At 37.7% G+C, this 25,483-nt stretch carries 28 protein-coding genes; 12 read left to right on the plus strand and 16 right to left on the minus strand.

Translation table 11 applies throughout. The features are described from left to right. The first annotated feature begins 11 nt into the window (after positions 1 to 11). From yaaA to HCU67_RS15635, 3 genes are all read left to right on the plus strand, one after another. Positions 12 to 773 carry a peroxide stress protein YaaA gene (yaaA, locus tag HCU67_RS15625; protein ID WP_168553607.1) on the plus strand — a complete coding sequence of 254 codons (762 nt, stop codon included), beginning with the start codon at positions 12 to 14 and terminating at the stop codon, positions 771 to 773. Between the two features lie 45 nt (positions 774 to 818). Then, positions 819 to 1,178 carry a hypothetical protein gene (locus tag HCU67_RS15630; protein WP_168553608.1) on the plus strand — a complete coding sequence of 120 codons (360 nt, stop codon included), beginning with the start codon at positions 819 to 821 and terminating at the stop codon, positions 1,176 to 1,178. Positions 1,179 to 1,248: 70 nt separating this feature from the next. Then, positions 1,249 to 1,986: a PLDc N-terminal domain-containing protein gene (locus tag HCU67_RS15635; protein ID WP_168553609.1), complete on the plus strand. Its 738-nt coding sequence runs from the start codon at positions 1,249 to 1,251 to the stop codon at positions 1,984 to 1,986. Between the two features lie 27 nt (positions 1,987 to 2,013). Here the strand turns inward: HCU67_RS15635 and HCU67_RS15640 are convergent, their stop codons facing one another. Continuing rightward, entirely contained in the window at positions 2,014 to 2,142 is a 129-nt protein-coding gene (locus tag HCU67_RS15640; RefSeq protein WP_168553610.1) for a 30S ribosomal protein THX, read from the minus strand. A gap of 118 nt (positions 2,143 to 2,260) precedes the next feature. On the opposite strand from HCU67_RS15640, the gene HCU67_RS15645 reads away from it, so the two are divergent. Further along, complete coding sequence (locus HCU67_RS15645; RefSeq protein WP_168553611.1) at positions 2,261 to 2,920, plus strand: uracil-DNA glycosylase family protein; 660 nt, start codon at positions 2,261 to 2,263, stop codon at positions 2,918 to 2,920. Positions 2,921 to 3,033: 113 nt separating this feature from the next. After that, positions 3,034 to 5,580, plus strand: coding sequence for a phosphoenolpyruvate carboxylase (locus tag HCU67_RS15650; RefSeq protein ID WP_168553742.1), 2,547 nt, complete (start codon positions 3,034 to 3,036; stop codon positions 5,578 to 5,580). 105 nt (positions 5,581 to 5,685) lie between these two features. On the opposite strand, the gene HCU67_RS16550 is transcribed toward HCU67_RS15650, so the two are convergent. The 4 genes from HCU67_RS16550 to HCU67_RS15670 form a co-directional block, all read right to left on the minus strand. Further along, entirely contained in the window at positions 5,686 to 8,430 is a 2,745-nt protein-coding gene (locus HCU67_RS16550) for a hypothetical protein (protein WP_210423753.1), read from the minus strand. A 289-nt stretch (positions 8,431 to 8,719) separates the two neighbouring features. Beyond that, positions 8,720 to 9,589 (minus strand): porin family protein, encoded by an 870-nt coding sequence (locus HCU67_RS15660; protein ID WP_168553612.1) that lies wholly within the window; start codon positions 9,587 to 9,589, stop codon positions 8,720 to 8,722. Then, complete coding sequence (locus tag HCU67_RS15665) at positions 9,590 to 9,940, minus strand: hypothetical protein (protein WP_168553613.1); 351 nt, start codon at positions 9,938 to 9,940, stop codon at positions 9,590 to 9,592. Positions 9,941 to 9,979: 39 nt separating this feature from the next. Then, positions 9,980 to 11,482, minus strand: a complete 1,503-nt coding sequence (locus HCU67_RS15670) for a M20/M25/M40 family metallo-hydrolase (RefSeq protein WP_168553614.1) — start codon at positions 11,480 to 11,482, stop codon at positions 9,980 to 9,982. A gap of 68 nt (positions 11,483 to 11,550) precedes the next feature. On the opposite strand from HCU67_RS15670, the gene HCU67_RS15675 reads away from it, so the two are divergent. After that, complete coding sequence (locus HCU67_RS15675; RefSeq protein WP_168553615.1) at positions 11,551 to 12,864, plus strand: sensor histidine kinase; 1,314 nt, start codon at positions 11,551 to 11,553, stop codon at positions 12,862 to 12,864. On the opposite strand, the gene trpA is transcribed toward HCU67_RS15675, so the two are convergent. From trpA to HCU67_RS15730, 11 genes are all read right to left on the minus strand, one after another. Continuing rightward, positions 12,861 to 13,625 carry a tryptophan synthase subunit alpha gene (trpA, locus tag HCU67_RS15680; protein WP_168553616.1) on the minus strand — a complete coding sequence of 255 codons (765 nt, stop codon included), beginning with the start codon at positions 13,623 to 13,625 and terminating at the stop codon, positions 12,861 to 12,863. The two genes, HCU67_RS15675 and trpA, sit on opposite strands and share 4 nt — an antisense overlap. Continuing rightward, complete coding sequence (gene trpB, locus HCU67_RS15685; protein WP_168553617.1) at positions 13,622 to 14,803, minus strand: tryptophan synthase subunit beta; 1,182 nt, start codon at positions 14,801 to 14,803, stop codon at positions 13,622 to 13,624. Before trpB ends, trpA begins: the two co-directional genes overlap by 4 nt. Then, entirely contained in the window at positions 14,787 to 15,413 is a 627-nt protein-coding gene (locus tag HCU67_RS15690; protein ID WP_168553618.1) for a phosphoribosylanthranilate isomerase, read from the minus strand. The genes trpB and HCU67_RS15690 overlap by 17 nt, the downstream gene beginning before the upstream one ends. Next, positions 15,410 to 16,195, minus strand: a complete 786-nt coding sequence (trpC, locus tag HCU67_RS15695) for an indole-3-glycerol phosphate synthase TrpC (protein WP_168553619.1) — start codon at positions 16,193 to 16,195, stop codon at positions 15,410 to 15,412. Before trpC ends, HCU67_RS15690 begins: the two co-directional genes overlap by 4 nt. A gap of 82 nt (positions 16,196 to 16,277) precedes the next feature. Continuing rightward, positions 16,278 to 17,270, minus strand: a complete 993-nt coding sequence (gene trpD / locus HCU67_RS15700) for an anthranilate phosphoribosyltransferase (RefSeq protein ID WP_168553620.1) — start codon at positions 17,268 to 17,270, stop codon at positions 16,278 to 16,280. After that, positions 17,267 to 17,830 carry an anthranilate synthase component II gene (locus HCU67_RS15705; protein ID WP_168553621.1) on the minus strand — a complete coding sequence of 188 codons (564 nt, stop codon included), beginning with the start codon at positions 17,828 to 17,830 and terminating at the stop codon, positions 17,267 to 17,269. The genes trpD and HCU67_RS15705 overlap by 4 nt, the downstream gene beginning before the upstream one ends. Before the next feature lies 1 nt (position 17,831). Continuing rightward, positions 17,832 to 19,229 (minus strand): anthranilate synthase component I family protein, encoded by a 1,398-nt coding sequence (locus HCU67_RS15710; protein ID WP_168553622.1) that lies wholly within the window; start codon positions 19,227 to 19,229, stop codon positions 17,832 to 17,834. Between the two features lie 162 nt (positions 19,230 to 19,391). Next, positions 19,392 to 19,889, minus strand: a complete 498-nt coding sequence (locus HCU67_RS15715) for a hypothetical protein (RefSeq protein WP_168553623.1) — start codon at positions 19,887 to 19,889, stop codon at positions 19,392 to 19,394. Positions 19,890 to 20,059: 170 nt separating this feature from the next. Then, positions 20,060 to 20,635 carry a YceI family protein gene (locus HCU67_RS15720; RefSeq protein WP_168553624.1) on the minus strand — a complete coding sequence of 192 codons (576 nt, stop codon included), beginning with the start codon at positions 20,633 to 20,635 and terminating at the stop codon, positions 20,060 to 20,062. A gap of 29 nt (positions 20,636 to 20,664) precedes the next feature. Continuing rightward, positions 20,665 to 21,309 (minus strand): NAD(P)H-dependent oxidoreductase, encoded by a 645-nt coding sequence (locus tag HCU67_RS15725; RefSeq protein ID WP_168553625.1) that lies wholly within the window; start codon positions 21,307 to 21,309, stop codon positions 20,665 to 20,667. A gap of 9 nt (positions 21,310 to 21,318) precedes the next feature. Continuing rightward, positions 21,319 to 21,765 (minus strand): MarR family winged helix-turn-helix transcriptional regulator, encoded by a 447-nt coding sequence (locus HCU67_RS15730; protein WP_168553626.1) that lies wholly within the window; start codon positions 21,763 to 21,765, stop codon positions 21,319 to 21,321. A gap of 134 nt (positions 21,766 to 21,899) precedes the next feature. Here HCU67_RS15730 and HCU67_RS15735 point away from each other — a divergent pair, with 134 nt between their 5' ends. The 6 genes from HCU67_RS15735 (at position 21,900) to HCU67_RS16685 (ending at position 25,481) form a co-directional block, all read left to right on the plus strand. Continuing rightward, the gene (locus HCU67_RS15735) at positions 21,900 to 22,439 is read left to right on the plus strand and encodes a TlpA family protein disulfide reductase (protein ID WP_168553627.1); all 540 of its coding nucleotides are present in this window, start codon (positions 21,900 to 21,902) and stop codon (positions 22,437 to 22,439) included. A gap of 1 nt (position 22,440) precedes the next feature. Further along, on the plus strand, positions 22,441 to 23,049 hold the full coding sequence (locus HCU67_RS15740; protein WP_168553628.1) for a thioredoxin family protein: 609 nt from the start codon (positions 22,441 to 22,443) through the stop codon (positions 23,047 to 23,049). An 83-nt stretch (positions 23,050 to 23,132) separates the two neighbouring features. Next, positions 23,133 to 23,444, plus strand: coding sequence for a rhodanese-like domain-containing protein (locus HCU67_RS15745; protein WP_168553629.1), 312 nt, complete (start codon positions 23,133 to 23,135; stop codon positions 23,442 to 23,444). Continuing rightward, positions 23,441 to 23,950, plus strand: coding sequence for a DinB family protein (locus tag HCU67_RS15750; protein ID WP_168553630.1), 510 nt, complete (start codon positions 23,441 to 23,443; stop codon positions 23,948 to 23,950). Before HCU67_RS15745 ends, HCU67_RS15750 begins: the two co-directional genes overlap by 4 nt. Before the next feature lie 20 nt (positions 23,951 to 23,970). After that, positions 23,971 to 25,245 (plus strand): DUF2851 family protein, encoded by a 1,275-nt coding sequence (locus tag HCU67_RS15755; RefSeq protein ID WP_168553631.1) that lies wholly within the window; start codon positions 23,971 to 23,973, stop codon positions 25,243 to 25,245. A gap of 8 nt (positions 25,246 to 25,253) precedes the next feature. Further along, positions 25,254 to 25,481 (plus strand): PspC domain-containing protein, encoded by a 228-nt coding sequence (locus HCU67_RS16685; protein ID WP_168553632.1) that lies wholly within the window; start codon positions 25,254 to 25,256, stop codon positions 25,479 to 25,481. Positions 25,482 to 25,483: the final 2 nt, after the last annotated feature.

Raw genomic sequence — 25,483 nt, forward strand, 5'->3', positions numbered from 1 at the left:
AAGCGAAGCATATGAAAATTGTAATTTCTCCTGCGAAGTCTTTGGATTTTGAAACCCAATTACCAACATCAAAAAGTACGCAGCCAGAATTTCTTGAAAATGCAGAAAAATTGAACAAGGTATTAGCCAAGAAAAAACCAAACGCACTTTCAAAATTGATGTCAATATCTGCGAATCTGGCTGAATTGAACTGGGAGCGAAACCAACAATTTTCGACACCATTTACCCCTGAGAATGCTCGGCCTGCGGTTTATGCCTTCAATGGGGATGTTTATCAAGGTTTGGATGCATATTCCATCAAGGAATCGAAATTTGAAAAATTGCAAGACACTTTAAGGATTCTTTCTGGATTATATGGAATTTTAAAGCCATTCGATTTAATTCAGCCTTATCGTTTAGAAATGGGCACACAACTAAAAATTGGACGCAAAAAGAACCTATATGAGTTTTGGAAAAAGACATTGACCGACCATCTTAATTCGGAACTTGAGGATAACGAATTGTTTATCAATTTAGCCAGTAACGAATATTTTAGCGCTGTTGATGGTAAAAAATTGAAAGTTCCTGTAATAAGTCCTGTTTTCAAAGATTGGAAGAACGATAAATTGAAGGTAATTAGCTTTTTTGCCAAAAAGGCCAGAGGCTCGATGGTGCGTTATATTCTAGATACAAATGCGCAATCTTTAGACGATATCAAAGGTTTTGATTACGATGGATATCAATTCAGTGCGGAACATACCCTAAAAGAAAACCAACCAGCGTTCATCCGATAGAATATTCTTGTTCGAAATCCGTTTTTCTTAAAAACACCATTGGTTATGAAAAAGTGGATTGGCATAGTTTTGGTCGTACTATTTTTAGTTTGGGCCTGTGATGATAGAGATGATAACTTGTTGGCTCCAAACATCAGAATTCAAAATCTGAGTTCTCAAAATTTTATTCTTGTTGAGGTCCGGAACGATAGTATTTTGTTTGAAAACATTGCCCCCGAAGGTTTCTCACCTTATTTGGAGCTAGAAACTGCATATTTTCAAGATACCTTACGAATTGAAGCCGATTCTACCCAATTCACCTTTATTCCAGATTCTATTGGTGAACCATTACCAATCGGATTATATACTTACCAGTTGAATATTATTGAGGGCGATAGCTTAACGTTTAACTTTAAGCTGGATTAATAAAAATAGAAATAGAGATTAGGTATTTTTTCTATTTTTATCTGACCAACTAACCGTTACCACCCCATTAATGCACTACTACTTAATAATTGCGCTTCAAGGCTTTTGTGTTTACCATTGCTACACGAATCGAAATAATTATTACTGGATTTTTGCCATCATTTTCCTTCCGGTAATCGGATCGTTGCTATACCTCTTTATGAACGTATTCAAGAGAAGGGATTTGGAAAAAGCGCAAGATGAGCTGGTCAAAACCTTGAATCCCACAAAAAAAATCAAAGACCTTCAGAAGAAATTAAGTTTTTCAGAGACTTTTGAAAACAGGGTGGCACTGGCTGATGCCTACATGGAAAATGCAAATTATGACGAGGCCATTGCGCTATATTCTGAAGCTTTAAAAGATATGTTCGCCAATGATTATTATGTTTTGTCCCGTTTGCAAGAGGCTTATTTTAAGGTATCGAATTTTGAAAAAGTACTTGAAATTTCTGAGCAAATAAAAACAAATCCATCATTCAAAAAGTCAAGTGCAAATCTGATTTATGCAAAAATTTTGGAGAAAGAAGGTGCTTATTCAGAAGCAGAGGAACAGTTTCGGCTGTTTGATGCTCCATATAACTACTACGCACAACGTTTGGAACTAGCTCAGTTTTTGCTAAGAAGGGATAAAAAAGAAGATGCGGAACAAGTTCTTCAAGAAATTGAGACTGAAGCACAAAATATGTCTCGAGAAAATTACAGGAACAATAAACAGACCATAAAGGCGGCCAGAGAAATTCTTACTTCGATTAATACCGGTAAAAGCTAGACTGAAATTTTAAATTAAAGGATCGGGTTATTTTGTCTTCGCAGTATTGAGTTTTTCTTCAACTGATGTTCTTTTTTTAATTTTTCTTGGCCTCCTGGCACCAAATGATTTGTTGGCAATTTTACCTCGTCTGCTTTTAATGTCTCCTTTTCCCATAACTCGTAAATTTAATTATCCCCGTGTCACACTGAGCTTGTAGAATTGTACTCGAACACTAGAATAATTTAAAAAAAATTGACAGAATTCAAAATTTGGGTTCTTTACCTTTAAAGCCATGTTTATACACAAACACCCGTATCCTCCATTTCTGTTCGAAGGTGTAGAGAAGTTGATTGTAGGTACCTTGCCGCCACCACGATTTTCCACAGGTGAATTAAGGATAAAAGATGTTGACTTTTGTTACGGTAGTAGAGACGGTCAATTATGGCCAATTTTGGACCGGATTTTTGAATTAAATCTAAAATTTGAAACTACGAATGAGGCCATTCAACAACGTAAAAACTTTCTTGTAAATCGAAAGATTGGCATTTGTGATATCGTTGCCAGTGCAGAGCGGGAGAAAATTGATGCTACTGATTTGGGCATGCAAAATGTAAAGCTTCGAAATATCCTAAGTTTTTTAGCGGAATATACAACTGTTCATACCTTATTGTTTACGGGAGGTAATAGTAAAAATGGTCCTGAATACTTTTTCCGAAAACATTTGAAGGCCAATGATATAATACTAAAAGTTGTTTCAGATATAGTGCCAAGAGCGCATTCTTTCGTGCATCCCTCAACTAAGAAAGAGATTAAAACCATATCATTGATTGCGCCTTCAGGTTCTGCGAATAGGGCCGTGGGGAGTTTACAGGAATACAAATTGATGAAAGATAAAAATCCGGATTTCAATACGTTGGATTTTCGAGTCTTACAGTATCGGAAGTATTTTTAAAGAAAACCACGCTATTTTATGAAATTGTGAAAAGGGTGTCACTTCTTTGGCATCTAAGTTTGCGATAACGACATTTGCCTTTCGCTTATGAAAACAATATGACAATGAACCGAATGCAGCAGAACGAAAGACTTGATGAATTCAAGAAATCGGTCACCAATAAATTCAATATTTACAACAGTCTTTTTTTAAGCTTGCCGTATGCTGATATGGAAAACGTCGGTATGTTGGTACCATTGCTCTTTGAGCAATGTGAACAGGGTTTGTCAGAAGGCAAAAAACCCGAAGACATTCTTCAACACTTCTTTGCAAATTTCACCGATTTCGAAACTGAAGAAGCTCGAATTGATTTCATGTTCAGAATAATTCAGTATGTCGAAAGACAAGTAGTACTCTTTGATAGCGTCGAAGATTCTGCCTTTCCGAAACTTCAGGAGCATACAAATTCACTTTCAATCAACGATTACTTCGAGTTGGTGGACCAAAGTAAGAACTGGGACAAGATTGCAAAAAAACTATCTACTTTCAGTGCACGGATTGTTCTAACTGCCCACCCAACTCAGTTCTATACTCCTGCAGTTCTTGATATTATTAAAGAATTAAGGTCTTTAATAGATGAGAATAGGGTAGATGACATTGATATCACTTTGCAGCAACTGGGCCTGACTTCTTTGATAAACACCAAAAAGCCAACGCCGCTTGATGAAGCCAAGAACATTATCCATATTCTTCGAAACACCTATTATGATGCCATTGGGGAATTGTTCGAATATGTGAAGAGCAATATTCGAATGAGTGATTTCGATAATTACGATATCATTAAACTTGGTTTTTGGCCAGGTGGGGATCGTGATGGAAACCCTTTTGTGACCGCACAAATTACGGAGCAAGTAGCAGACGAGCTAAGGATTACCTTGATGAAATGCTATTATAATGAGTTAAAAGAACTTCGTAAAAAGCTCACTTTCAAGGGCTTGCAGGAACCCATCAATGCCTTAAATGAAAGCCTTTACCGAGCAATGTTCCAAAAGAACTTTCTCTTGACCTATCCGGAAATCATTGGTAAACTAGAAGAAATCAGGAGTATTTTGGTTACTGATTACCATTCACTTTACCTAAAGGATTTGAATGCATTGATCAACAAGGTCCATATTTTTAAAACCCATTTTGCAGTTTTGGATATTCGTCAAGACCATAGCAAACACTACGCTGCAGTCGAAGATATTTTAAAACAAAATGGAAGTATACAAGATTCCTTATCAGAACTCTCTGAAGAAGAATTGGTTTCATTATTGCTAGAGAAGGATGTGAAATTTGATTTGGAATCTATTACTGATGAGGTTGCGAAAGAAACGCTGAAAAATATCGGTAATCTAAAAGAAATTCAACGTAGAAACGGGATTGATGGTTGCAATCGTTACATCATCAGTAATTCTGAAGACATTTTTTCAGTATTGTTTGTCATTGGTTTGTTTAGATGGTGCGGCTGGAAGACGGAAGATATAACCTTCGATGTTGTGCCCTTGTTTGAAACCATGAAGGGTATGGAGGCTTCAGAATCGGTTATGCAGCAATTGTTCGATAATCCAATTTATCGTGCACATCTAGAAAGGCGTAAAGACACCCATACCATAATGCTAGGTTTTTCTGATGGTACCAAAGACGGTGGGTATTTAAAAGCGAATTGGAGTATTCTAAAGACCAAAGAAACCTTAAGCAAAGTTTGTAAAAAGAATGGTGTAAAAGCATTGTTCTTTGATGGTAGGGGAGGACCACCAGCAAGGGGCGGGGGTAAAACCCATCGATTCTATGCTGCACAGACTAAGGACGTTGCAAACCATGAAATTCAACTGACCATTCAAGGGCAGACCATTACAAGTACCTATGGTACAAAAGAACAATTTGTGCATAATGCTGAACAAATGTTAACTGCAGGTCTGACCAATAATATTTTTGGTAAAGAACATACCATCTCAAATGCGGAACGCAAGTTAATTGAGGAGCTATCTGAACTTAGTTTTGCTAAGTATGAATCTTTGAAACAGCACGAAAAGTTTATCCCTTATTTGGAAAACCGTAGTACCCTAAAGTATTATGGAAAGGCCAATATCGGGAGTAGACCTGGAAAACGAGGAAACAAAAAACAATTGACATTGTCTGATTTAAGGGCGATTTCGTTTGTGGGTTCTTGGAGTCAGCTCAAGCAAAATGTACCCGGTTATTTTGGTTTGGGTACCGCTATTCAAAAACTAAAGAATGACGGGCGACTAAAAGAAGTCAAGCGATTGTATAAGGACGTTCCATTTTTTAGGGCGCTTATGCATAACAGTATGATGGCACTGGCCAAGACGAATTTCAAGTTGACCAGCTACCTTAAAGATGATGCGGAATTCTCTGAATTTTGGAATATTCTGTTTGACGAATTCAAACTTTCCAAAAAAATGCTTTTAGAGGTTTCTGGGCATAAGATTTTGATGGAAGATGAGGCAGTATCCCGTGAATCGGTTAAAATAAGGGAGAAAATAGTACTACCACTTTTGGTTATTCAACAGAACGCCTTGTTCCATATAACACAAGATTCGAAGCATAAAGAACTTTATGAAAAAATCGTAACCCGTTCTTTATATGGTAATATTAATGCGAGTCGAAATTCTGCTTAAGTATTGACTTGATTCCTAAAGCCAATTTGGTTATTGGATTTAAACAAAAAAAGCGGGGCATTTTGCCCCGCTTTCCTTTTAGTTACAAATTATTTAAATTCTTTTCTAGTGAATTCTATTCACTTCAATGGAATTTGAGATGTCAAAACATCCAACAAATTCATCAAATGTCCATCCAGGTTCCAATCCTCGGAAACCGTCTTCATATCGAATATAATAAATGAAGCAAGTACCTGGTCCGGCAGCATCAAAGTCAACAGCTTTTAAGGCATCCAATGTCGGTGGCGCACCTAGAATAACACCTCTGTCGTCGGTGATTATCCATGAACTATTGGTGCCGGATACTTCAGAACCATCCAGTGCCACATCCATGACAAAATCAGGATTCCCGTCCACATTGAAGGTATATGGACCGCCAGTTATCGCACCTGCATTCGGTGCATTGCGTACCACTTCAATTGAATTTGAGAGGTCGAAGTTACCTTGAATATTAGCCGCGTTCATTCCAACTTCAGCGCCTTGTAGTTCACCGTTAAATCGCATATACCAGATAAGGCAAACACCACCTCCGGCACCATCGAAATCAACCCCTTGAACAGCATCCAATGTTGGAGGCAAACCTAGAATATTTCCTTGATCGTCAGTAATGACCCAAGTGCTATTGCTACCACTTGCATTCGAAGCATCTAAATGAATGCCGCTAACATGATCAGGATACCCGTCAACACAGAATTCAAATGGTCCACCAGAGATAACGCCTGCATTGGCACCTTGGTTGCGTGTTACTTGAATTGAATTTGATAAATTGAAACATCCCTCTAAATGACCTGCATTCATGCCGGGTTCGAGACCGGTTAGACCGTCTTCATAGCGTAAATACCAAATGAGGCAAACACCTGGTCCCGCTGCGTCAAAATCCACACCTTTCACGGCATCTAAGGTAGGGGGTAGGCCAAGAATGTTCAATTGGTCATCTGTAATTACCCAAGTACTATTTGTACCTGAGGCGTTTTCACTATTCAACGAAATGTCCATAACAAAATCTGCTTCGCCATCTACGTAGAAGGTGTAAGGGCCACCAATAATTTCTCCTGCATTGGGCTCATTTCTGGTTACTTCTATTGCATTTGATAAATCAAAATTACCTTCCAGTTCATTAGCATTCATACCAGCTTCCAATCCGCTAAGACCATCTTCATAGCGTAAGTACCAAATTAGACAGACACCAGGTCCGGCAGCATCGAAATTTACGCCCTCGACCGCTTCAAGAGTAGGAGGTAGTCCTAAAATTATACCTTGGTCATCGGTAATGACCCAAGTACTATTGCTACCAGCGGCGTTTGTAGCGTCCAATGTAATTCCGCTTACATGATCAGCTTCACCATCAACACAGAAATCAAATGGGCCACCTGAAATTGTGCCTGCATTCGCACCTTGCTTTCGAGTGACTTCAATGGAATTTGAAAGGTCAAAACATCCTTCAAGATTACCAGCGTTTTGTCCAGCTTCAAGTCCAGTAAGTCCATCTTCATATCGTAAATACCAAATAAGGCATACACCTGCTCCAGCCGAATCAAAATCGACTCCTTTAACAGCATCTAAGGTTGGTGGTAGCCCTAAAATGTTCAACTGGTCATCGGTGATGACCCAAGTACTGTTGGTGCCAGAAGCACTTTCATTTTTTAAGCTAATGTCCGTAACGAAATCTGGAGTGCCATCTACATAAAATGTATAGGGTCCACCGGTAATTTCTCCAGCTTCAGGTTGGTTTCGCTGTACCTCAAGGGCATTCGAAAGTGCAAAATTACCCTGTAGCTCGTTTGCATTCATTCCAGGTTCAAGTCCAGTTATCCCGTCTTCGTAGCGTAAATACCAGATAAGACAAAGTCCTGGACCTGCATCATCAAAATTCACACCGTATAAGGCATCCAGATTTGGTGGAAGGCCTAAAATGACCCCTTGGTCATCGGTGACTACCCAAGAACTGTTACTGCCAGAAGCGTTGTCAGCATTTAAGTTGATGTCTGAGACAAAATCAGCTTCTCCATCCACACAAAAACTGAAAGGGCCTCCAGAAATTTCACCGGCATTGGCCGCATTCAAACGGGTAACTTCAATGGAATTTGATAGACTGAAACATCCTTCTAAATCAGCTGCATTGGCGCCCATTTCTGCGCCCACTAGGCCATCTTCAAATCGTAAATACCAGATTAGGCAGACCCCAGCACCGGCACCATCAAAGTCAACGTTTTTCACATCATCCAATGTTGGAGGTAGACCTAGAATATTCAAAGCATCATCAGTAATTACCCAAGTGCTGTTGGTACCAAGGGCTTCAGAACTATCCAACTCCAATTCAGTAACAAAATCGGGTTGGCCATCAACTGTAAATTCATATGGCCCACCGGATATGGTGCCTGCACGGGTTTCATTTCGAACTACTTCAATACTGTTTGAAAGGTCGAAATCACCTTCAAGGTCGTCAACGTTCATTCCAGATTCTAGACCAGAGAGTCCTTCCTCATACCTAATGTACCAAATGAAACAGGTACCGCCACCGGCTTCGTCGAAATCAACATTGCCCAATGCTTCTAAGGTCGGTGGCAAACCCAAAATATTGTTTTCATCATCGGTTACAATCCATGTGCTCAGCGACCCTTCTGAGTCGGAACTATCAAGGGTTATACCGTCAACCATATCTGGTTCGCCGTCAACACAGAAGACAAATGGGCCACCAGATATGGTACCTGCCATGGTAATTGCAGGATTTACATTCTCATCGGTTTCAGATTCACAACCAATGAGTAAAAAGAATACAAGCAAGCTTGCTAGAATAGTGTTTTTTCTCATTTTGAAGGGTATTTAATTGTTCCCTCCAAAAGAATAGTTAAAGTGTAACAACCAAGTCCCGAAAATGTAACATCGCAGTCCCAAAAGAATCACAGTTCTGTGATACTTTAAGATTTAGGATTTGGTGTTAACCTGATTTACCAAAAATGGTAAAATCCGTTTTTTGTGTGAAGAAAAGTATTCATCCAGCTAATGAACAATCTTTTTGAGTAATCATTTTTATCTATTCAAAAATGTAGATTACGTGTGTCAATTAGTGTACAATAACGGGCTTGACAAAAACGTAGGATTATTCAATTATGGAATACCTCAGACCAATTGAAAAATCCATATGTGCACTCCCAAAGAACCTTTCGTCATCAGGTAGTTCAATTTTAATTTTGTCGTTGCCATCATCAATGGTAAACTTATCTGTAAGTAAGGAGGTAACTCCGACTTGAAGACCAATTGAAAGTTTATCGTTGATGCCGTAGTTATATCCCAGAGAAAAGAATCCACCAAACCCTTTTCCCGTGGTTTCTATCTCTGAATTGAAAACTTGAACATCTTTAAAAGACAAATAACCTATCGCGGTATTCCAAATAAACATATTTCGTTTATTCGGACTTAGATATCGCACGGCGTACATTGGTCCAATAAAAAAAGTAGAAACATCATTTGATAAATCTGCGACCACTTGATTTCCGTTAACATCAGTATTTATTACGTTGTTTTCTTGTGCATTTGTTGAGAAATAACTGATTGCTAATCCTATTCCGATTGAATTTTTGAAGTAATACGTATAGTTTCCTTCGAACCTAACCCCAGTGCTTAGTTCTTTCTGGTAATCATCTAAGTTTGGATATGCATCTACAGGGTCATAACTGATACCAAAATTAATTGCAAAAAGATGTTTAGGAGATTTTTCATAACCTGGTAAACTATCGCTCGATATTTTGAATGAAGGATTTTGCTGAATTGTATAATCAATAACTTTAGATTTTTCAATTATCGAACTTTGATAAACACCATCTTTTTTGAACATAAAATAAATATGTTCTTTTTTTACCCTTTGAATTTTGCAAAGTATCGTATCAGATTCTTTTGTTGTTATCAGGTCTTGACTTTGAATAGAACCTATAAAAAGAAGGGAAAAAAAGACAACTAGTTTTTTTATCATTTAATCCGTTTTTCTAATTATTGTAATATTCAAACGATGACAAGAATCCCAGAAATCAGGACTTTTATCTTTGGTTATTTTAATAAAATTTCCACCAACCCTTCGGGCTTCTACTTTTGCTAAATCAATGAGTGCCATCTTGGAACATCTTGAATCAAAACCTCCACGTAATTTAGCCTCTCCTAAAACTTCTGCATCTTCTGGGATTTTTTCATCTAATTCAAGGATAGTGATATCCGAATCGTAACGTAATGATTCGTTTTCTTTTTTTATGGATGATAGAATTGCCGGGCCACATGAATAAAAGAATACACAAAAAAATAGAAGTAGATAATAAATACTAGATTTCATAGAAGTTAAAATTTCAACTATTTATCAAAAAAATGATTCTTACTTCAAAGGGCTAGAAAGAATGTTGTAAAAGGCACGGATTCCATATTCCAACTGCCCAATTTTGAGGTTTTCATTAGGACTGTGTTGATTGTTATCAGCATTCACCAAGGGTACTACAAAGGCTGGAATCTGCAATTCATTTACAAAAGGCGAAATCGGAACCGTACCGCCCATGATTCGAATTTGAATCGGTGATTCACCAAAGGTTTCAGAAAGTGTATTCACCAAAAAATTTCCGTATTCGTTATCCAAATCAGTTCTAAAAGCATCGGTTACCCCACGTTCCTTTATTGAAATGATTTTGTTGTATTGCATGCGTTCCTTTTTTGTCGGTTCATGGTCAAGTATTTGAAATCCTTGTTTAGCGATATGGTCCCTAACCAATTTTTTTAAGCGATTACCATCGGTTTCAGGTACCAATCGTAAATCGAGTTCTGCGGTTGCACTTTCAGGTACTATTGTTCGTGCTTGGTCACCTATCCAACCTGAACCTAAGCCACGGACGTTTAAACTGGGATATTGCAAAGCTTCCTGATAAAATGAACCAACTTTTTCAGCTTCTTTGAATTGGAGTTTTTCAGCGATAACCCTGTCGTCATCAGGAACTTTCTTTAAAATTTCTGTAACTGATTCACTTAACGCAATTCCGTCATAATAACCTGGAATGGTAACTCGGCCTTCTTCATCTTTCATACTTGCCAAGAGTTTGGCCAATTGAAATCCAGGATTAGGTGCAAAGTTTCCATAGTGCCCACTATGTTGATGTTTTATGGGACCATATGTGGTAAGGCTCATTGTAGTAATACCGCGACACCCGTAAACCAAAGTCGGAAGTCCAGAAGAGTGCATCGGGCCATCCGAAATCATTAAAAAATCAGCGTTCAATAGCTCTTTATACTGCTTTACAGCAGATGCTATGGGTTTGCTTCCTTTTTCTTCTTCACCATCAAGAATCACTTTGATGTTGAACGCTAATTTTTTACCTTTTTCTTGTAAGAGGTCAATTGCGTTAAGAAACATTATTATTGGGCCTTTGTCATCTGCAGTAGCTCTACCAAAAAGTCGCCAATCATAGTTGATTTTTTCATCAAGCATTGCAAAATCAACGGTTTCATAGCCTTCTTCACTTGGTTTTTTCAGAACTACTTGATATGGATTTGGTTGATCCCATTTGCTGGGGTCAACCGATTGTCCATCAAAATGCATGTAAAGCAACACTGTTGGTTTACCATCTTCCATGGGCATGGTAGCGAAAAAAAGTGGCAGGTTTTCGGTCTCGAGTTCCGCAGTGTTGAAGCCCCGCTTCTCAAATTGCTTTTTTAACCAAAATATATTGTCATCAATATCATCAGGATTCAATGCGTCAGAAGGAATCTCTACAAATTCCCTTAAATCTTTAATGGATTGTGATACCTGGGTCTTTAGGGCTACGGAGTCAATTTTTTGACCAAAAACACTAAGAATTGAAGTAAAAAAGAGAATTAAAAAGGTGTATTTCATCTAAAATTCGTTTAAAAAAGTAAGAAAATACATCAACAATCGTTAGCTAACTACCAAATCTTATTGAAATGAATGCCACACTAACCTTGGCAAATAAAGATAAAAAAGCGCTGGTTTCCATCAACGGAAACAGTATTATTTTTCATGTCCTGATTTTACTTGTTCTTGCAGGACTAGCCACCAATTTTTTTACGGAATACCAACTTGGCGGTTTCAACAAATACGCTATCAAGCATTTCGTAGTTTTTTGTACTGTTTTTGTCACAGCAGTGCTATGGAAACTTAGCATTGTAAGAACCAGTTTTGTGTTTATGGTCATTGTATACATAAACATACTCTCATCAACTGTTTATCTACCCTTTCGAATTGAAGACTCACTTCAAAACTTTGAAAGCTACTTTTTAAGGGTAGAAATGATTGTCTTTATTATGGGACTTTTATTGGCTGTTTTTGAAAAACCTTGGCACCAATTTGTAGTTATTGGCTACAATACCCTTTTTATCGTGGCTTGTGCAATGTTAGTTCCTGAGCTTTCAGTGGGCAGGTATATTCTTGCATTCATCATTATTTCTTCAGTTGCGGCCATCAGTTACTTTGTATTCAGCAAGGTTATTTTGTTGCAAAATGATTTGAACGATCAGAACACTTTGGTTTCAAAACAGAACCGAGAATTAAAAGAACTGACCAATTTTCGTAAAGACATCATGCGGATTATTGCTCATGACCTTAAAACGCCCATTCACCAATTGTCAATTTTGGCAGAAGTAGCAAAAAGTTCCGAAGCTCCTGCTGACAAAGACAATTGTTTGGTATTATTAAAACAATCGATTGATAAGACCTACGGCATGCTCGAAAATTTGTTGGAGTGGTCGATGCAGAATGATGAGGCCTTAAAAAGTTATATGGATTTGAATATTCATGTACTGGTTGATGACATTCGAAAACAATACACCGAAAATCTGTCACATAAGAAAATTAACCTGATAAATGAAGTCGACATTGATCTCCAAATGTTTTATTCAAAAGAGGTTTTTGAAACCGTTATACGAAATCTATTGACCAATGCCATTAAATTCTCACCTCAGAATGAAGCGATCGTAATTAAAGGTCAAGAAAGTGAAGACAGTTATAGTTTGAGCATTCATAATAAAGCACCCGGCTTGGACCCATCAAAATTAGAACGCATAAACAATGGCCAAGCCATAGAAAGCTCTCGTGGTACAGATAACGAAAAGGGTTCAGGAAAAGGCCTGTTTATTTGTAAACGCATGTTGGAGAAAAACAACGCTACCTTAAAACTCAAAGCAGTTGAAGATGGTGTAGTTGCCACAATTCTTGTGCACAAAAGTATTGCCATTAATGGAGAGAAGGTAGTTGCCTAAGTTCTTATTCCATTAATAAACTTATCAATCATCTTAGTACCATTTAAGGTAAGGTGTTTAATAAATGCCGATCCAATAATGGCCCCTTTCGCTTTTGGAGTCGCCGCTTGAAAAGTTTCCGAATTGCTAATTCCAAAACCGACTATTTGTGGGTTTGCCAGCGAAAGCGAAGCAATTCGTTCAAAATAATCTTGCTGTTCTTGACCAAATCCACTTTTGGCACCCGTGGTACTCGCGGAGCTCACCATGTAAATAAAACCATCTGAGGCCGAATCAATTTGGTTTATGCGCTCGTCGCTTGTTTGAGGGGTAATTAAAAAAGCCATTTTCAAGCCATATTTTTCAAACATCGACTTGTAATCTGCTTCATACACATCAAAAGGCAAATCGGGTAATATGAGACCGTCAATGCCAATTTCTTGACATTTGGCACAAAATGCTTCAACGCCATATTGCAATACAGGATTAAAATATCCCATGATAATCAACGGAATTGAAATGGTATTACGAATACCGGCAAGCTGCTCGAATAGTTTTTCGGTGGTCATCCCATTTTGTAAGGCTGCCGTAGAACTTTCTTGAATCGTGGGCCCGTCTGCCAAGGGATCACTAAAAGGCAATCCAATTTCAATCATATCCACACCCGCTTTTTCAAGTTCATGGATTATTGGAACGGTATCCTCCAAATTGGGGTAGCCCGCCGTGAAATATATGGAAAGTAGTTTTTTGTCTTCCTGGAGTTTTTTGTTGATTCGATTCATAATTTAAAATAATCGATATAGGTATTTAGATCTTTGTCGCCACGACCGGATAAGTTGAACACCACGATGTCATCTTTCTCGAATTTTTTATAATCAAAGATGGCAAAGGCATGACTTGTTTCAATGGCTGGAATAATTCCTTCCAATTGTGATAATTCCAAGCCTGAGGTCATCGCCTCATCATCAGTGATTGAAATAAACTCCCCGCGGCCACTTTTGAATAAATGGGCATGCATAGGACCAACACCAGGATAATCCAACCCCGCTGAAATGGAATAGGGCTCGGTAATTTGACCGTCATCGGTTTGCATCAATAATGTTTTGCTACCATGAATTATTCCTACTTTGCCTAATGCAGAAGTTGCGGCACTTTCCCCTGAATTGACCCCTTTACCGGCCGCTTCAACCGCAATTATTCCAACCTCTGGGGTATCCAAATAATGATAGTATAAACCGGCTGCATTACTGCCACCACCTACACAGGCAACGACATAATCTGGGTTTTCACGACCTTCTTTTTCTTTCAATTGCCATTTGACCTCTTCTGAAATCACCGATTGAAATCGGGCTACCATATCAGGGTAAGGATGCGGTCCTACCACCGAACCAATGATGTAATGTGTATCGACAGGATTGTTTATCCAATCGCGAATCGCTTCGTTAGTGGCATCTTTTAAAGTACGGCTACCTGATTTTGCGGCCCGTACCTCTGCCCCAAGCATCTTCATACGGGCTACATTTGGTGATTGCCGGGCAATATCAATTTCGCCCATATAGACTACACATTGAATACCCATTAAAGCACAAACCGTGGCTGTGGCCACGCCATGTTGACCTGCCCCCGTTTCAGCAATGATTCGGTTTTTACCCAATTTCTTGGCCATTAATATCTGACCAATGGTATTATTTACCTTGTGGGCTCCGGTATGGCAAAGGTCTTCCCGCTTTAAATAAATCTTGGTTTGGTGTTTTTCTGATAAGCGCTCCGCAAAATAGAGTGGGGTAGGGCGACCTACATAATCTTTCAACAACTGATGGAATTCATTTTTGAATTCATCGGTTTCCATGATTTGAACGTAGTTCTGGCGTAACTCCTCACAATTGGGGTACAACATTTCAGGAATGAAGGCACCACCAAATTCTCCGTAATATCCTTTTTCGTTAGCGTGATAACTCATTTTCCAATCTTTTTTTAAATTCTTTTAGTTTCTCAATGTCTTTCAAACCGGGTTTGGTTTCAAACCGACTGTTTACGTCAATGGCATGACAATATTTAGATTCCGGTCGGTAAAGAAAAATCAGTATGTCATCGATATTCTCCATTCCGATACCACCCGAAAGAAAAAAGGGTTTTGTCGAAGGATAATTTTCCAAAACTTCCCAATCGAAGGCATAGCCATTTCCACCGGGTAATTTTCCTTTTGTATCAAAAAGATAGAAATCGCAGACGTCTTGATACGGTTTCAATATGCTAAAATCAAAGGTCTCTTCAACTCCGAAAACCTTTATGACACCGATTCCCAAATCTTTCAATTTTTTACAAACTTCTGGTGGCTCTTGCCCGTGAAGTTGTACCAATTGAAGACCGTATGCCGTTACTTTTTGTAGAATTTCTTCAACTGAAGCATTTACAAAGACACCGACCCTTTTGATTTTTCTTGAAATTGAAGGAAGAACACCATTTAAATAGCGAGGTGATTTTTCCCAAAAAATAAAGCCCATATAATCGGGTTGCAAAGCTTCCACTTCAACCGGATTGAATTTCATACCACAGACTTTTAATTTCATTTTGTTAATTCTTTGATGAATTCTGCAGCACTATTACCGGGATTTTCGGTCTTCATAAAATTCTCACCAATTAGAAATCCCTGATAACCATATTGCCTTAAATCTTTGATTGCTTCGATTGTACTAATTCCACTTTCAGATACCTTGACAAAATCGTCAGGTATTTGTGCTGATAGCTGTTTGCTTGTTTCTAAGCTAACTTCAAAGGTTTTTAGATTACGGTTGTTTACCCCCAACATATCTAGACTCGGCATTATCGATTTCTCAAGCTCTTCTTGATTATGGACTTCAAGTAGCACATCCATACCCAATCGCTTTGCCAATTCCGATAGTTCTTTTATTTCGGTTTTATTTAATACAGCGGCTATCAACAAGATAACATCCGCACCATAGGCTTTTGCTTCCAATACCTGATATTCATCAATGATGAACTCCTTACGTAGTAATGGAAAATCCACTACAGATCGAGCCAATACCAAATCTTCAAGCGAACCTCCGAAATACTTGATGTCCGTAAGAACGCTCATACCGCATACTCCAGCATTTTCATAGCCTTTGGCTACTTGGGCGACATTGGTGTTTTGATTTATTGTTGATTTTGAAGGGGAGCGTCTTTTGTGCTCTGCAATGATTCCGGATTCACTGTTTTGCAGGGCTTCGGCCAAAGATTTTCCATTTCGCTCAAAAAGAACCGATTGCTCTAATTGAACAATGGGAATTATAGCCTTCTTTAAAGCCACTTCTTTTCTTTTATCAGCGATTATTTTTTCTAGTATGTTCATTTCAATAATTTTCCCTCCAAAAAAGGAGGGTTAAGGGAGGTGTTATTACTCACCCCTCATTCCTCTGTTTCAAGATGGGCGTTTAATTACTTAACTCCTGTAATTTTTTTAGTTTCTCCCGTCCTTTGCCACCTAACAATGACTCCTTTGCTTTTTCAAAACCTTCTTTTACTGAAATACCTTCAACAGTAGCTATGGCCACACCCGCGTTTGCGCAAACAACACTGTTTTGGGCTTCCGTACCCTTACCGTTTAAAATATCTGTGAAAATTTTAGCAGAATCCGCCACATCGTCCCCGCCAACAATTGCCGAGGATTCAATGGTTGAAACACCAAAATCTTTTGGCAATAGCATTGCCTCAGCGTTTCTGGAAATTGTTTTGGTAGCTCCTGTTAAACTGATTTCATCATAACCATCCAATGCATGAAGCACGGTAAAGTTCTTATCGGTGTTTTGATATAGATAGCCGTACATACGAGCCAATTCCAAATTAAAAACACCTACCATTTGATTTTTTGGAAAGGCAGGATTCACCATTGGTCCCAACATATTGAAAAAGGTCTTCACGGCCAGTTCCCTGCGAATTGGTGCAACATTTTTCATAGCAGGATGGAACAGTGGTGCATGCAATACACATATACCAGCTTCTTCAATTGATTTTTTTAAAAAATCAGCTTCGTTACTGAATTTAATACCAAGAAATTCCATGACATTACTACTTCCACATTTAGAGGATACCCCGTAATTACCATGTTTGGTTACTCTGATTCCGGCCCCGGCCGTGACAAAAGAAGCCAAGGTGGAAATGTTGAAGGTGTCCTTTCCGTCTCCACCGGTTCCACATAAATCAATAGGATTGTAATCACTTAGGTCAACCGCCAAACAAAGCTCCAATAAGGCATCACGAAAACCTTCCAATTCATCGATTGTGATGCTACGCATCATGTAAACTGTTAGGAAAGCCGCAATTTGACTGGTGTTGTATTCCCCTTTTGCAATATTGACCAAGATTTTCTTGGCGTCTTCCTTTTCAAGGATTTCGTGGTTGATTAACCTGTTTAAAGTTTCTTTCATTTTTCCAACCAGTTTTTTAGCATTTTTTTCCCTTGAGGTGTCAATACGGATTCAGGATGAAATTGGACCCCTCTCACATCAAATGTTTTATGTTTTAGTGACATCAATTGTCCGTTTTCATCAAAGGAAGTTGCCTCCAATTCATCAGGTAAATTGGCATCAACCACCCAGGAATGATAACGGCCAACCTGTATTTCTTTTGGAATATCATTGAAAATGTAATCCTCACCTGTGATGGTTATTGGGGTCGCAATACCATGATATACCGTATCAAGATTGATTAATTTGCCTCCATAAACTTCACCAATCGCTTGTTGCCCAAGGCATACACCAAAGATTTTTTTAGAAGGACCATATGTTGAAATGATGGGTTTGAGCAAACCAGCCTCATCTGGAATTCCAGGACCGGGAGATAATATTATATATTCGAAAGGTTCAATATCTTCAAGCCGTAATTGGTCATTACGTTTAACGATAACTTCCGCTCCCAATTCTTCTAAGTAATGCACCAGGTTATAAGTGAAACTATCGTAATTATCAAGCATTAAAACTTTTTTCATTTTAGATAGTTTCAGCGATTTCTAAAGCTTTGTTTAAAGCTCCTAGTTTATTAAACGTTTCTTGCAGTTCGTCTTCTGGGTCAGAGGCGGCCACTAAGCCCGCTCCGGCTTGAAAATGTAATTGGTGGTTTTTACTGAGGAAAGTTCGAATCATGATGGCATGATTGAAGTTTCCATTAAAATCCATAAAACCAATGGCCCCACCATAATATCCACGACTGGTTTTCTCATACTTTTCTATGAGTTGCATGGCCATATGTTTTGGAGCACCACTCAATGTGCCTGCCGGAAAGGTGTCGCCTACAATTTTCAAAGTGGAAATTTCAGGCTTTTTAATACCAGTAACTTTCGAAACTAAGTGAATTACATGAGAGAAGTACTGAACCTCTCGGTATGTTTCAACATTGACCAAATTTCCATTTCTGCTCAAATCATTTCTGGCTAAATCAACCAACATTACATGCTCACTGTTCTCTTTGTCATCGGCCGCTAGTTTCTTCGCCAGTTCTGCATCTTTCTCATCATTTCCTGTGCGTTTATAAGTGCCGGCAATTGGGTGAATTTCAGCTTTACCTTCTTTTACCACCAATTGTGCTTCAGGTGAACTGCCGAAGATTTTAAAGTCTCCGTAGTCAAAGAAAAATAGATAGGGTGAAGGATTAATGGAACGAAGCGCCCGATACACGTTGAATTCATCCCCTTTAAATTCTTGCGAAAATCGTCGCGACAATACCAATTGAAAAACATCGCCCCGTTGGCAGTGCTTTTTAGCCAAGGCTACGTGCTCTTTATATTCCTTGTCTTCGAGATTTGAGGTTACTACACCTTCTCGACCAAAATTGTAGGTAGCAAAATTTCGAACTTGAAGTAATTGGGCGATTTCTTCAATGTTATTTGCCTCCCCAATAGAATGACAAAAAATATAAGCTTCGTTTTTAAAGTGGTTAATGGCAATAACATTTTGATATACTGCATAGAAGATATCAGGAATAGCAACGGAATTTTCCTTTTTTGAAATCGAGACATCTTCAAAATAACGTACCGCGTCATAGGCCATGTAACCAAAAAGGCCATTAGTGGCAAATTTGAAATCAAGGTCTTCTACTTCAAACGAATTGGCAAAATCATCCAACAAATGTGTAACATCATCTTCGCCGGTAAGCTTCTTGCTGTTCTTTGAACCATCAGGGAAAGTAGTAACCATATTTTCGTTTTCCACCTTGACCGACGCAATTGGATTACTACAGATATAAGAGAAACTATTGTCGTTGGCATGATAGTCACTACTCTCTAACAATATGCTGTTCGGGTATTTATCCCGAATCTTCAAATACACACTGACGGGTGTTATGGTGTCTGCAAGTATTTTTTTGTAACTACTTTTCAGTTTAAACTTCATCTTGAGTTTTATCAATTAAAAAAGGCTTGTCGTGATGACAAGCCTCAAATATGATTACGATAGGGACTAGCTCACGACGTTCGACGTAAGTTCATCCACCACCAGTTGTTATTCATTTCTTTCATTGGTGTAAATATAGAAATGAAATTTATGAATACAAATTTAATTTAGTGCATAAGAGATCATCTCTTGTATTTTACCACTTTGAGCCTTCCTTGCTTTATCAGAATTGGTCAGGTAACTTATTAAGTGCTCGGTATTTTTCCATTCTATATCTTTTTCTAGATTGAAGCTAATGGTTCTAACATTTTGTATTTCTTCAAAATCGATATTTATAAATGGATCTTTTAAGTACCAATGGTATTCAATCTCACCAAATTCATTGAATATGGAGCAAATCTTCTTTATGGAAGTGTGCTGGTCAAACTTGTTGGTTAAAAATGTTTCGATTAATTCTTGAATTTCAAATTCTTCTTGAAGATTGTGACTTTCTGCAATGAATCCCCCTGTTCCAATCGTAGTTTTTAAATGCCATGAATGGGTTTGCCTTGCTTTGCTTTGTGCATCTTCACCAATTGAGAAAAAAACGGGCACTTGATGTTTACTTTCGGCTCCAAAATTTAGAAGGGTTTCTGTTGTTTTTGTAGTTATGTCTAGCATGTTTTGAGTTTTGATTGAGACAAAATTGCATAGCTGCTTTTCAATTGATTCTTAGTTGAGTCTTAAATAGGTATTCCTATGGACTAATGCCGATAAAGTGTCGATGAAGCACAAAAAAAAGCCCTGCTCATTGAGCAGGACTTTTATAAATTTTAAATTCTATCAGTTCATTAGAACTCTAGGTCTACAACCAAATCAAATTCGTCGTAGATGGTTTTGTCACCAAGATTGTCAAAGAAACTACCTGAACCGTAACGCACATCGTATTCTGCGCGGTCCACTTTTAATGTAGCCGTGGCTTTGCTTCCATAAATTGAAACATCAAAAGTTACTGGTTTAGTGATATTCTTGATAGTCAAGTCTCCTGTAACCTTGTACGAATTCTTCCCATTGGCTTCAACATTGGTAAAAACCAATTTGGAGGTGGTGTGCGTTTCCACTCCAAAGAAATCGGCAGATTTCAAATGACCATCCAACTTGTTTTTGTAATCACCTTCCAGGTCAGTTGTGTTGATTGTGGTCATGTCAACGGTGAATTCCCCACCAGTTAACTTATCGCCATCAAACATAAGTGCTCCAGATTCTAAAGAAACGGTTCCTGTATGCGATCCTGTAACCTTGTAGGCCTTCCATGTAACCTTACTGGTTTCTGCATTTACTTCTTTTTTTTCACCATCGATAGGGCCTGCATTTGCTGCAAAACCGAAAATCGCGGTCATAACTAAACTCAAAACTGTTTTTTTCATGGGTTTTAAAAATTAATTGTGTTCTAGATTTATATAAATGTGAATAATTCTTCTTTTGATTTTCTCACTTTGGCCAAATGCTGCGTGTCATCTTCTTCAGCTCGATAGCCAATGGCCAAAACAACCGTTGTGGTAAATCCCGTTTCTTTTAAACCTAAGATTTCATCATACTTTTCAGGCTCTATGCCCTCCATTGGCGTACTATCAATATTAAGTTCTGCTACGGCTTGTAGAGCGTTACCTAAGGCTATGTACGACTGTTTTGCTGTCCAATTAGCCTTGGTATCTTGAGGTAAATCAAGCAACTTTGATTTTGCAAAATCTCCATACCCTTGTAAACTTTCTAAAGGAATGCTTCTGGTGTCAGATAGGTTTTTCAAATAGTCGTCTACCAACTTTCCTTCAAAATCTGATTGACTTGCGAAGACAATAAGATGTGACGAATCGGTTATTTGGGATTGACCCCAAGAGGCTGGGCGTAACTTCTCCCGAACTTCAGCATCTGAAACCACTAAAATGTGATAAGGTTGTAATCCGTAGGAGGAGGCACTCAACCGAATTGCCTCTAAGATTGCATCCAAATCTTCATTGGAAACCTTTTTGTTTACATCGTATTTTTTTGTGGCGTAACGCCATTTTCTCGATTCAAGAATATCTTGAGCTGTTTCTGTCATTAGTTCTTTTTAAAATTTGTCAAAAAGTGTATTTAACTGTTGTAATTCTTCTATTTCAAAGTCCTTGAGAATTTTATGTTGGGCATTTTTTATGCTCTCATCCATTCCCGTTAAAACTTTTGTTCCTTCACTGGTTATAAATATTTCAACTTTTCGTCTGTTGTGTTCGCAAACATTGCGCTTTACATAGCCTTTCAGTATAAGTTTATCTACCAATCGAGTTGTATTACTCATTTTCGTAACCATCCGCTCATTCAGTGTAGATAAGTTTGCCGCTTCTCCTTTTCTTCCTCTCAGTATGCGTAGTACATTAAATTGTTGTAATGACACTCCGTGAGGTTTTAAAGCCTGTGACAGGATTTCATTTACTTTATTTGCAACAAGTTGTAAATGAATTATTGTCCGCGTTTCTACAGGTATTACCTTTGTGGTTTTAATGACTTCTTCTACATTCATGCAATTACAACATTTGTATATACAAATATAAAATCATTCTTCTCTCACCACAAAGGTAACGAGCGATAAATTTTTGTTAAATGAATTTTGATAGCTAGGGCGATACTTAATTTTATCACTTGAAGACAATGGTTATGAAAGGTCTACCTGTGATATTAATGTTGCTTCTTGCAGTATTAGGCTGTAAGGAAAAAAGCAAAAAAGATGCTAATCAAGCCGAAGAAGTTGCTACAAACCTAACGACAGAGGAAACTCCAGTAAAATTTCCAGTTTATGACTATGATGGTCTGGAACCTATTCTGAACTATGATGATGATAAAACGTACATCGTAAATTTTTGGGCCACATGGTGCAAACCTTGTATCGAAGAATTACCGGATTTTGAAAGGACCTTTGCTGAATACGAGGATAAAAACGTTAGGCTTATTCTTGTCAGTTTGGATATGCCTTCAATGTGGAAATCAAAATTAGAGCCGTATGTTGAAGAACATGGCCTAAAGGGAGAAGTTATTATTCTAGATGATCCTAAAATGAACGATTGGATTCCAAAGATTGATGCTGAATGGGATGGTGGTATTCCGGCTTCATTGATTTACAACAACGAAAAAAGGCAATTTTACGCCCAAGGGTTTACTTACGAAGAATTAAAAAGCGAATTAGATAAATTTTTATAAAATGAATAGGATTAAGTCAATAGTACTCATAGCTATTTTTACACTGGCAAGCGCATTTACAACACAGCCGGTAGCTGGTTATCAAATTGGTGATAAGGCCGCTGATTTCAACTTAAAGAACATCGATGGCAAAATGGTTTCGTTGTCTGATTTTGAGGATGCAAAAGGTTTTCTGGTCATTTTTACTTGCAACACCTGTCCATATGCTGTGAAGTATGAAGACCGCATAATTGCATTGGATGAGAAATATAAGAACAAAGGAGTTCCTGTTGTTGCAATAATGCCAAATGATACCTCAATTAAACCTGGTGATAGTTTTGATAATATGAAAAAAAGGGCTGAGGAGAAGGGTTTTACCTTCCCATATTTAATTGATGAAAAACAAGAAGTTTTCCCTGAATATGGAGCTACCAGAACGCCACATGTTTATTTATTGCAGAAAACCAATGAGGGTAATTTTGTGAGATACATTGGGGCCATTGATGACAATTACCAAGACGAAGCACAAGTAGAAATTAAGTTTGTTGAGAATGCAGTAGATGCAATGCTTGCAGGCGAACCAATTCAAGTTACCACAACAAAAGCAATTGGATGCTCTATTAAGGTTTAGAAAATTTCTAATTTTGACATAATCCGAAGTATTACTTCGGATTTTTTTATACTATACATTTAAATCAAGAAATAATTTTTGCAATGGCAGATTTATCACAACAAGAATGGGCCGAACAATTACAAGCAGACGATAATGCTTTTATATTGGATGTTAGAACACCTGAAGAAGTTGAAGAAGGCTACATAGAGAATTCAACCAATATCGATATTTATCTAGGTCAAGAATTTTTAGATGAGTTAGAGAAGTTGGATAAATCAAAAAACTACTATGTGTATTGTCGTTCTGGTAATAGAAGTGGACAAGCTTGCGCTTTAATGAATCACGCAGGCTTTGAAAACACCTACAATCTTGAAGGTGGTTTTATGAATTGGGATGGTGAGGTGGCCGAATGACCATTACCGATGTAATTGATGGCCTAAGCAATAACAAAAAGATTTTTGAATCACTTTTTGAACTTCCACATAAAGATTTGATTCTCTTTAAAACAGATGCCAAGGCCTGGTGCTTTCTAGAGGTTGTATGTCATCTTATTGACGAAGAAGTTGAAGATTTTCGCGCTCGAATTTCTTTTTCGTTGGCCTCCTTCGAAAAACCATTTAAATCTATTAGCCCCAAGACTTGGCCCATAGAAAGAAAATATCTAGCACAGGACTTCGGTATTAAAGTCTCCGAATTTATCAAGGAACGCGAAAATTCTTTGAATTGGCTAAATTCCCTAGAAGGGGTTAATTGGAACAAAGAACTTCTTCACCCAGATTTGGGAAAAATGTCTGCTAAGCAGTTTTTACATAATTGGTTGGCGCATGATTACCTGCATATTCGGCAATTGAATGCATTGAAATACAAATTTTTGAAGGAACATTCAGACGAAGACCTCTCTTACGCAGGCAACTGGTAACCCTTTGTTATTTTAGCAAAATGCGAGAAGAATTTTTGCATTTTGTTTGGAAGAATAAAAAATTCAAGACCAAAGATTTATACACCGTATCAGGAGACATAATTTCCATTGTTTCCCTCGGACAAATTAATTATTTAGCTGGCCCTGATTTTTTCAATGCTAAAATTGAAATTGCTGGCCAGCTTTGGGCCGGCAATGTAGAAATACATTTAAAATCTTCAGATTGGTATGCACATAACCATGAAAACGACACCAACTATAACAATGTTATACTTCATGTAGTTTGGGAAGATGATGCTAATGTATTTCGACCTGATAACACCACAATTCCTTGTTTGGAATTAAAAGATATTGTCCCTCTTGATTTGTTGGATAACCATGCCAGTTTAATGAAATCAAAGAAGTTCATTAACTGTGAGAAAGACTTTACATCAATAGATAATTTTACAAGAGAACATTGGTTGGAAAGGCTCTTTGTCGAACGTCTTGAACAGAAATCAAAGCTAATTTTTGAACTTCTCAAAGCTTCAAAAAATGATTGGGAAAAAGTGCTTTTTTGTGTACTTATGAAGAATTTCGGACTGAATATAAACGGTCCACTTTTTTTTGATGTTGCCAAGACTATTGATTTTACTGTATTTAGAAAGGTAAAGTATGATGTAATTAAATCTGAAAGCCTTTTATTCGGTATGAGTAATCTTTTGAACGGTGAAGCCGAAGATTCTTATCATAAAAATCTTCAAGAAGAGTTTGCATTTCTAAGCAAGAAATTTAGACTTCAAAACAATTCACTTCAAAAGCCTAATTTTTATGGTCTTCGACCAAATAATTTCCCAACAATAAGACTCTCCCAATTGGCCAACGTTTATAAAAAAAGCGAAAACCTTTTTCTTAAAGTTATAGAAACAAATGAGCTCAATGAAATCAAATCAATTTTCGAGGCTGCCGCCAGTTATTACTGGGACACTCACTTTGTTTTCGGTAAAAATTCAAGAAAAAGCAGAAAGAAGCTTACTTCAACATTTATAGAATTATTGATTGTAAACACCATATTGCCAATTAAGTTTTCATATGCTAAGAATATTGGAGAATCGGTACCCGAACATATTATCAATATAGCGAGGTCATTAAAGCCGGAGACAAATTCAATAATTTCAAAATTAGAAAATATTGGTTCAAAATCAATGAGTGCATTTGATACCCAATCAAAGATTCAATTGTTTAACTCGTATTGCAAGGAAAACAAATGTTTAAAATGTTCTATTGGCAATAAACTGTTGCTAGATAATAGTTAATTTTGAACATGGGTTGGTCCTATAATCTACTTTATTTTTTTCAAAAACGTGGTTTCGAAGTTTGTCGTCGAATTGCCGAAGCATGGGGAATAAGAGCTCGTGTGGTTCGTTCGACATTCATATACCTCACGTTTGCAACCCTCGGTTTTGGCTTCGCCCTTTATTTATTTATCGCCTTTTGGTTAGGTATAAAAGACTTAATTTACACTAAAAGAACTTCTGTTTTTGACCTGTAAGC

This window comes from Croceivirga thetidis (assembly GCF_012272815.1).
GTDB lineage: Bacteria > Bacteroidota > Bacteroidia > Flavobacteriales > Flavobacteriaceae > Croceivirga > Croceivirga thetidis.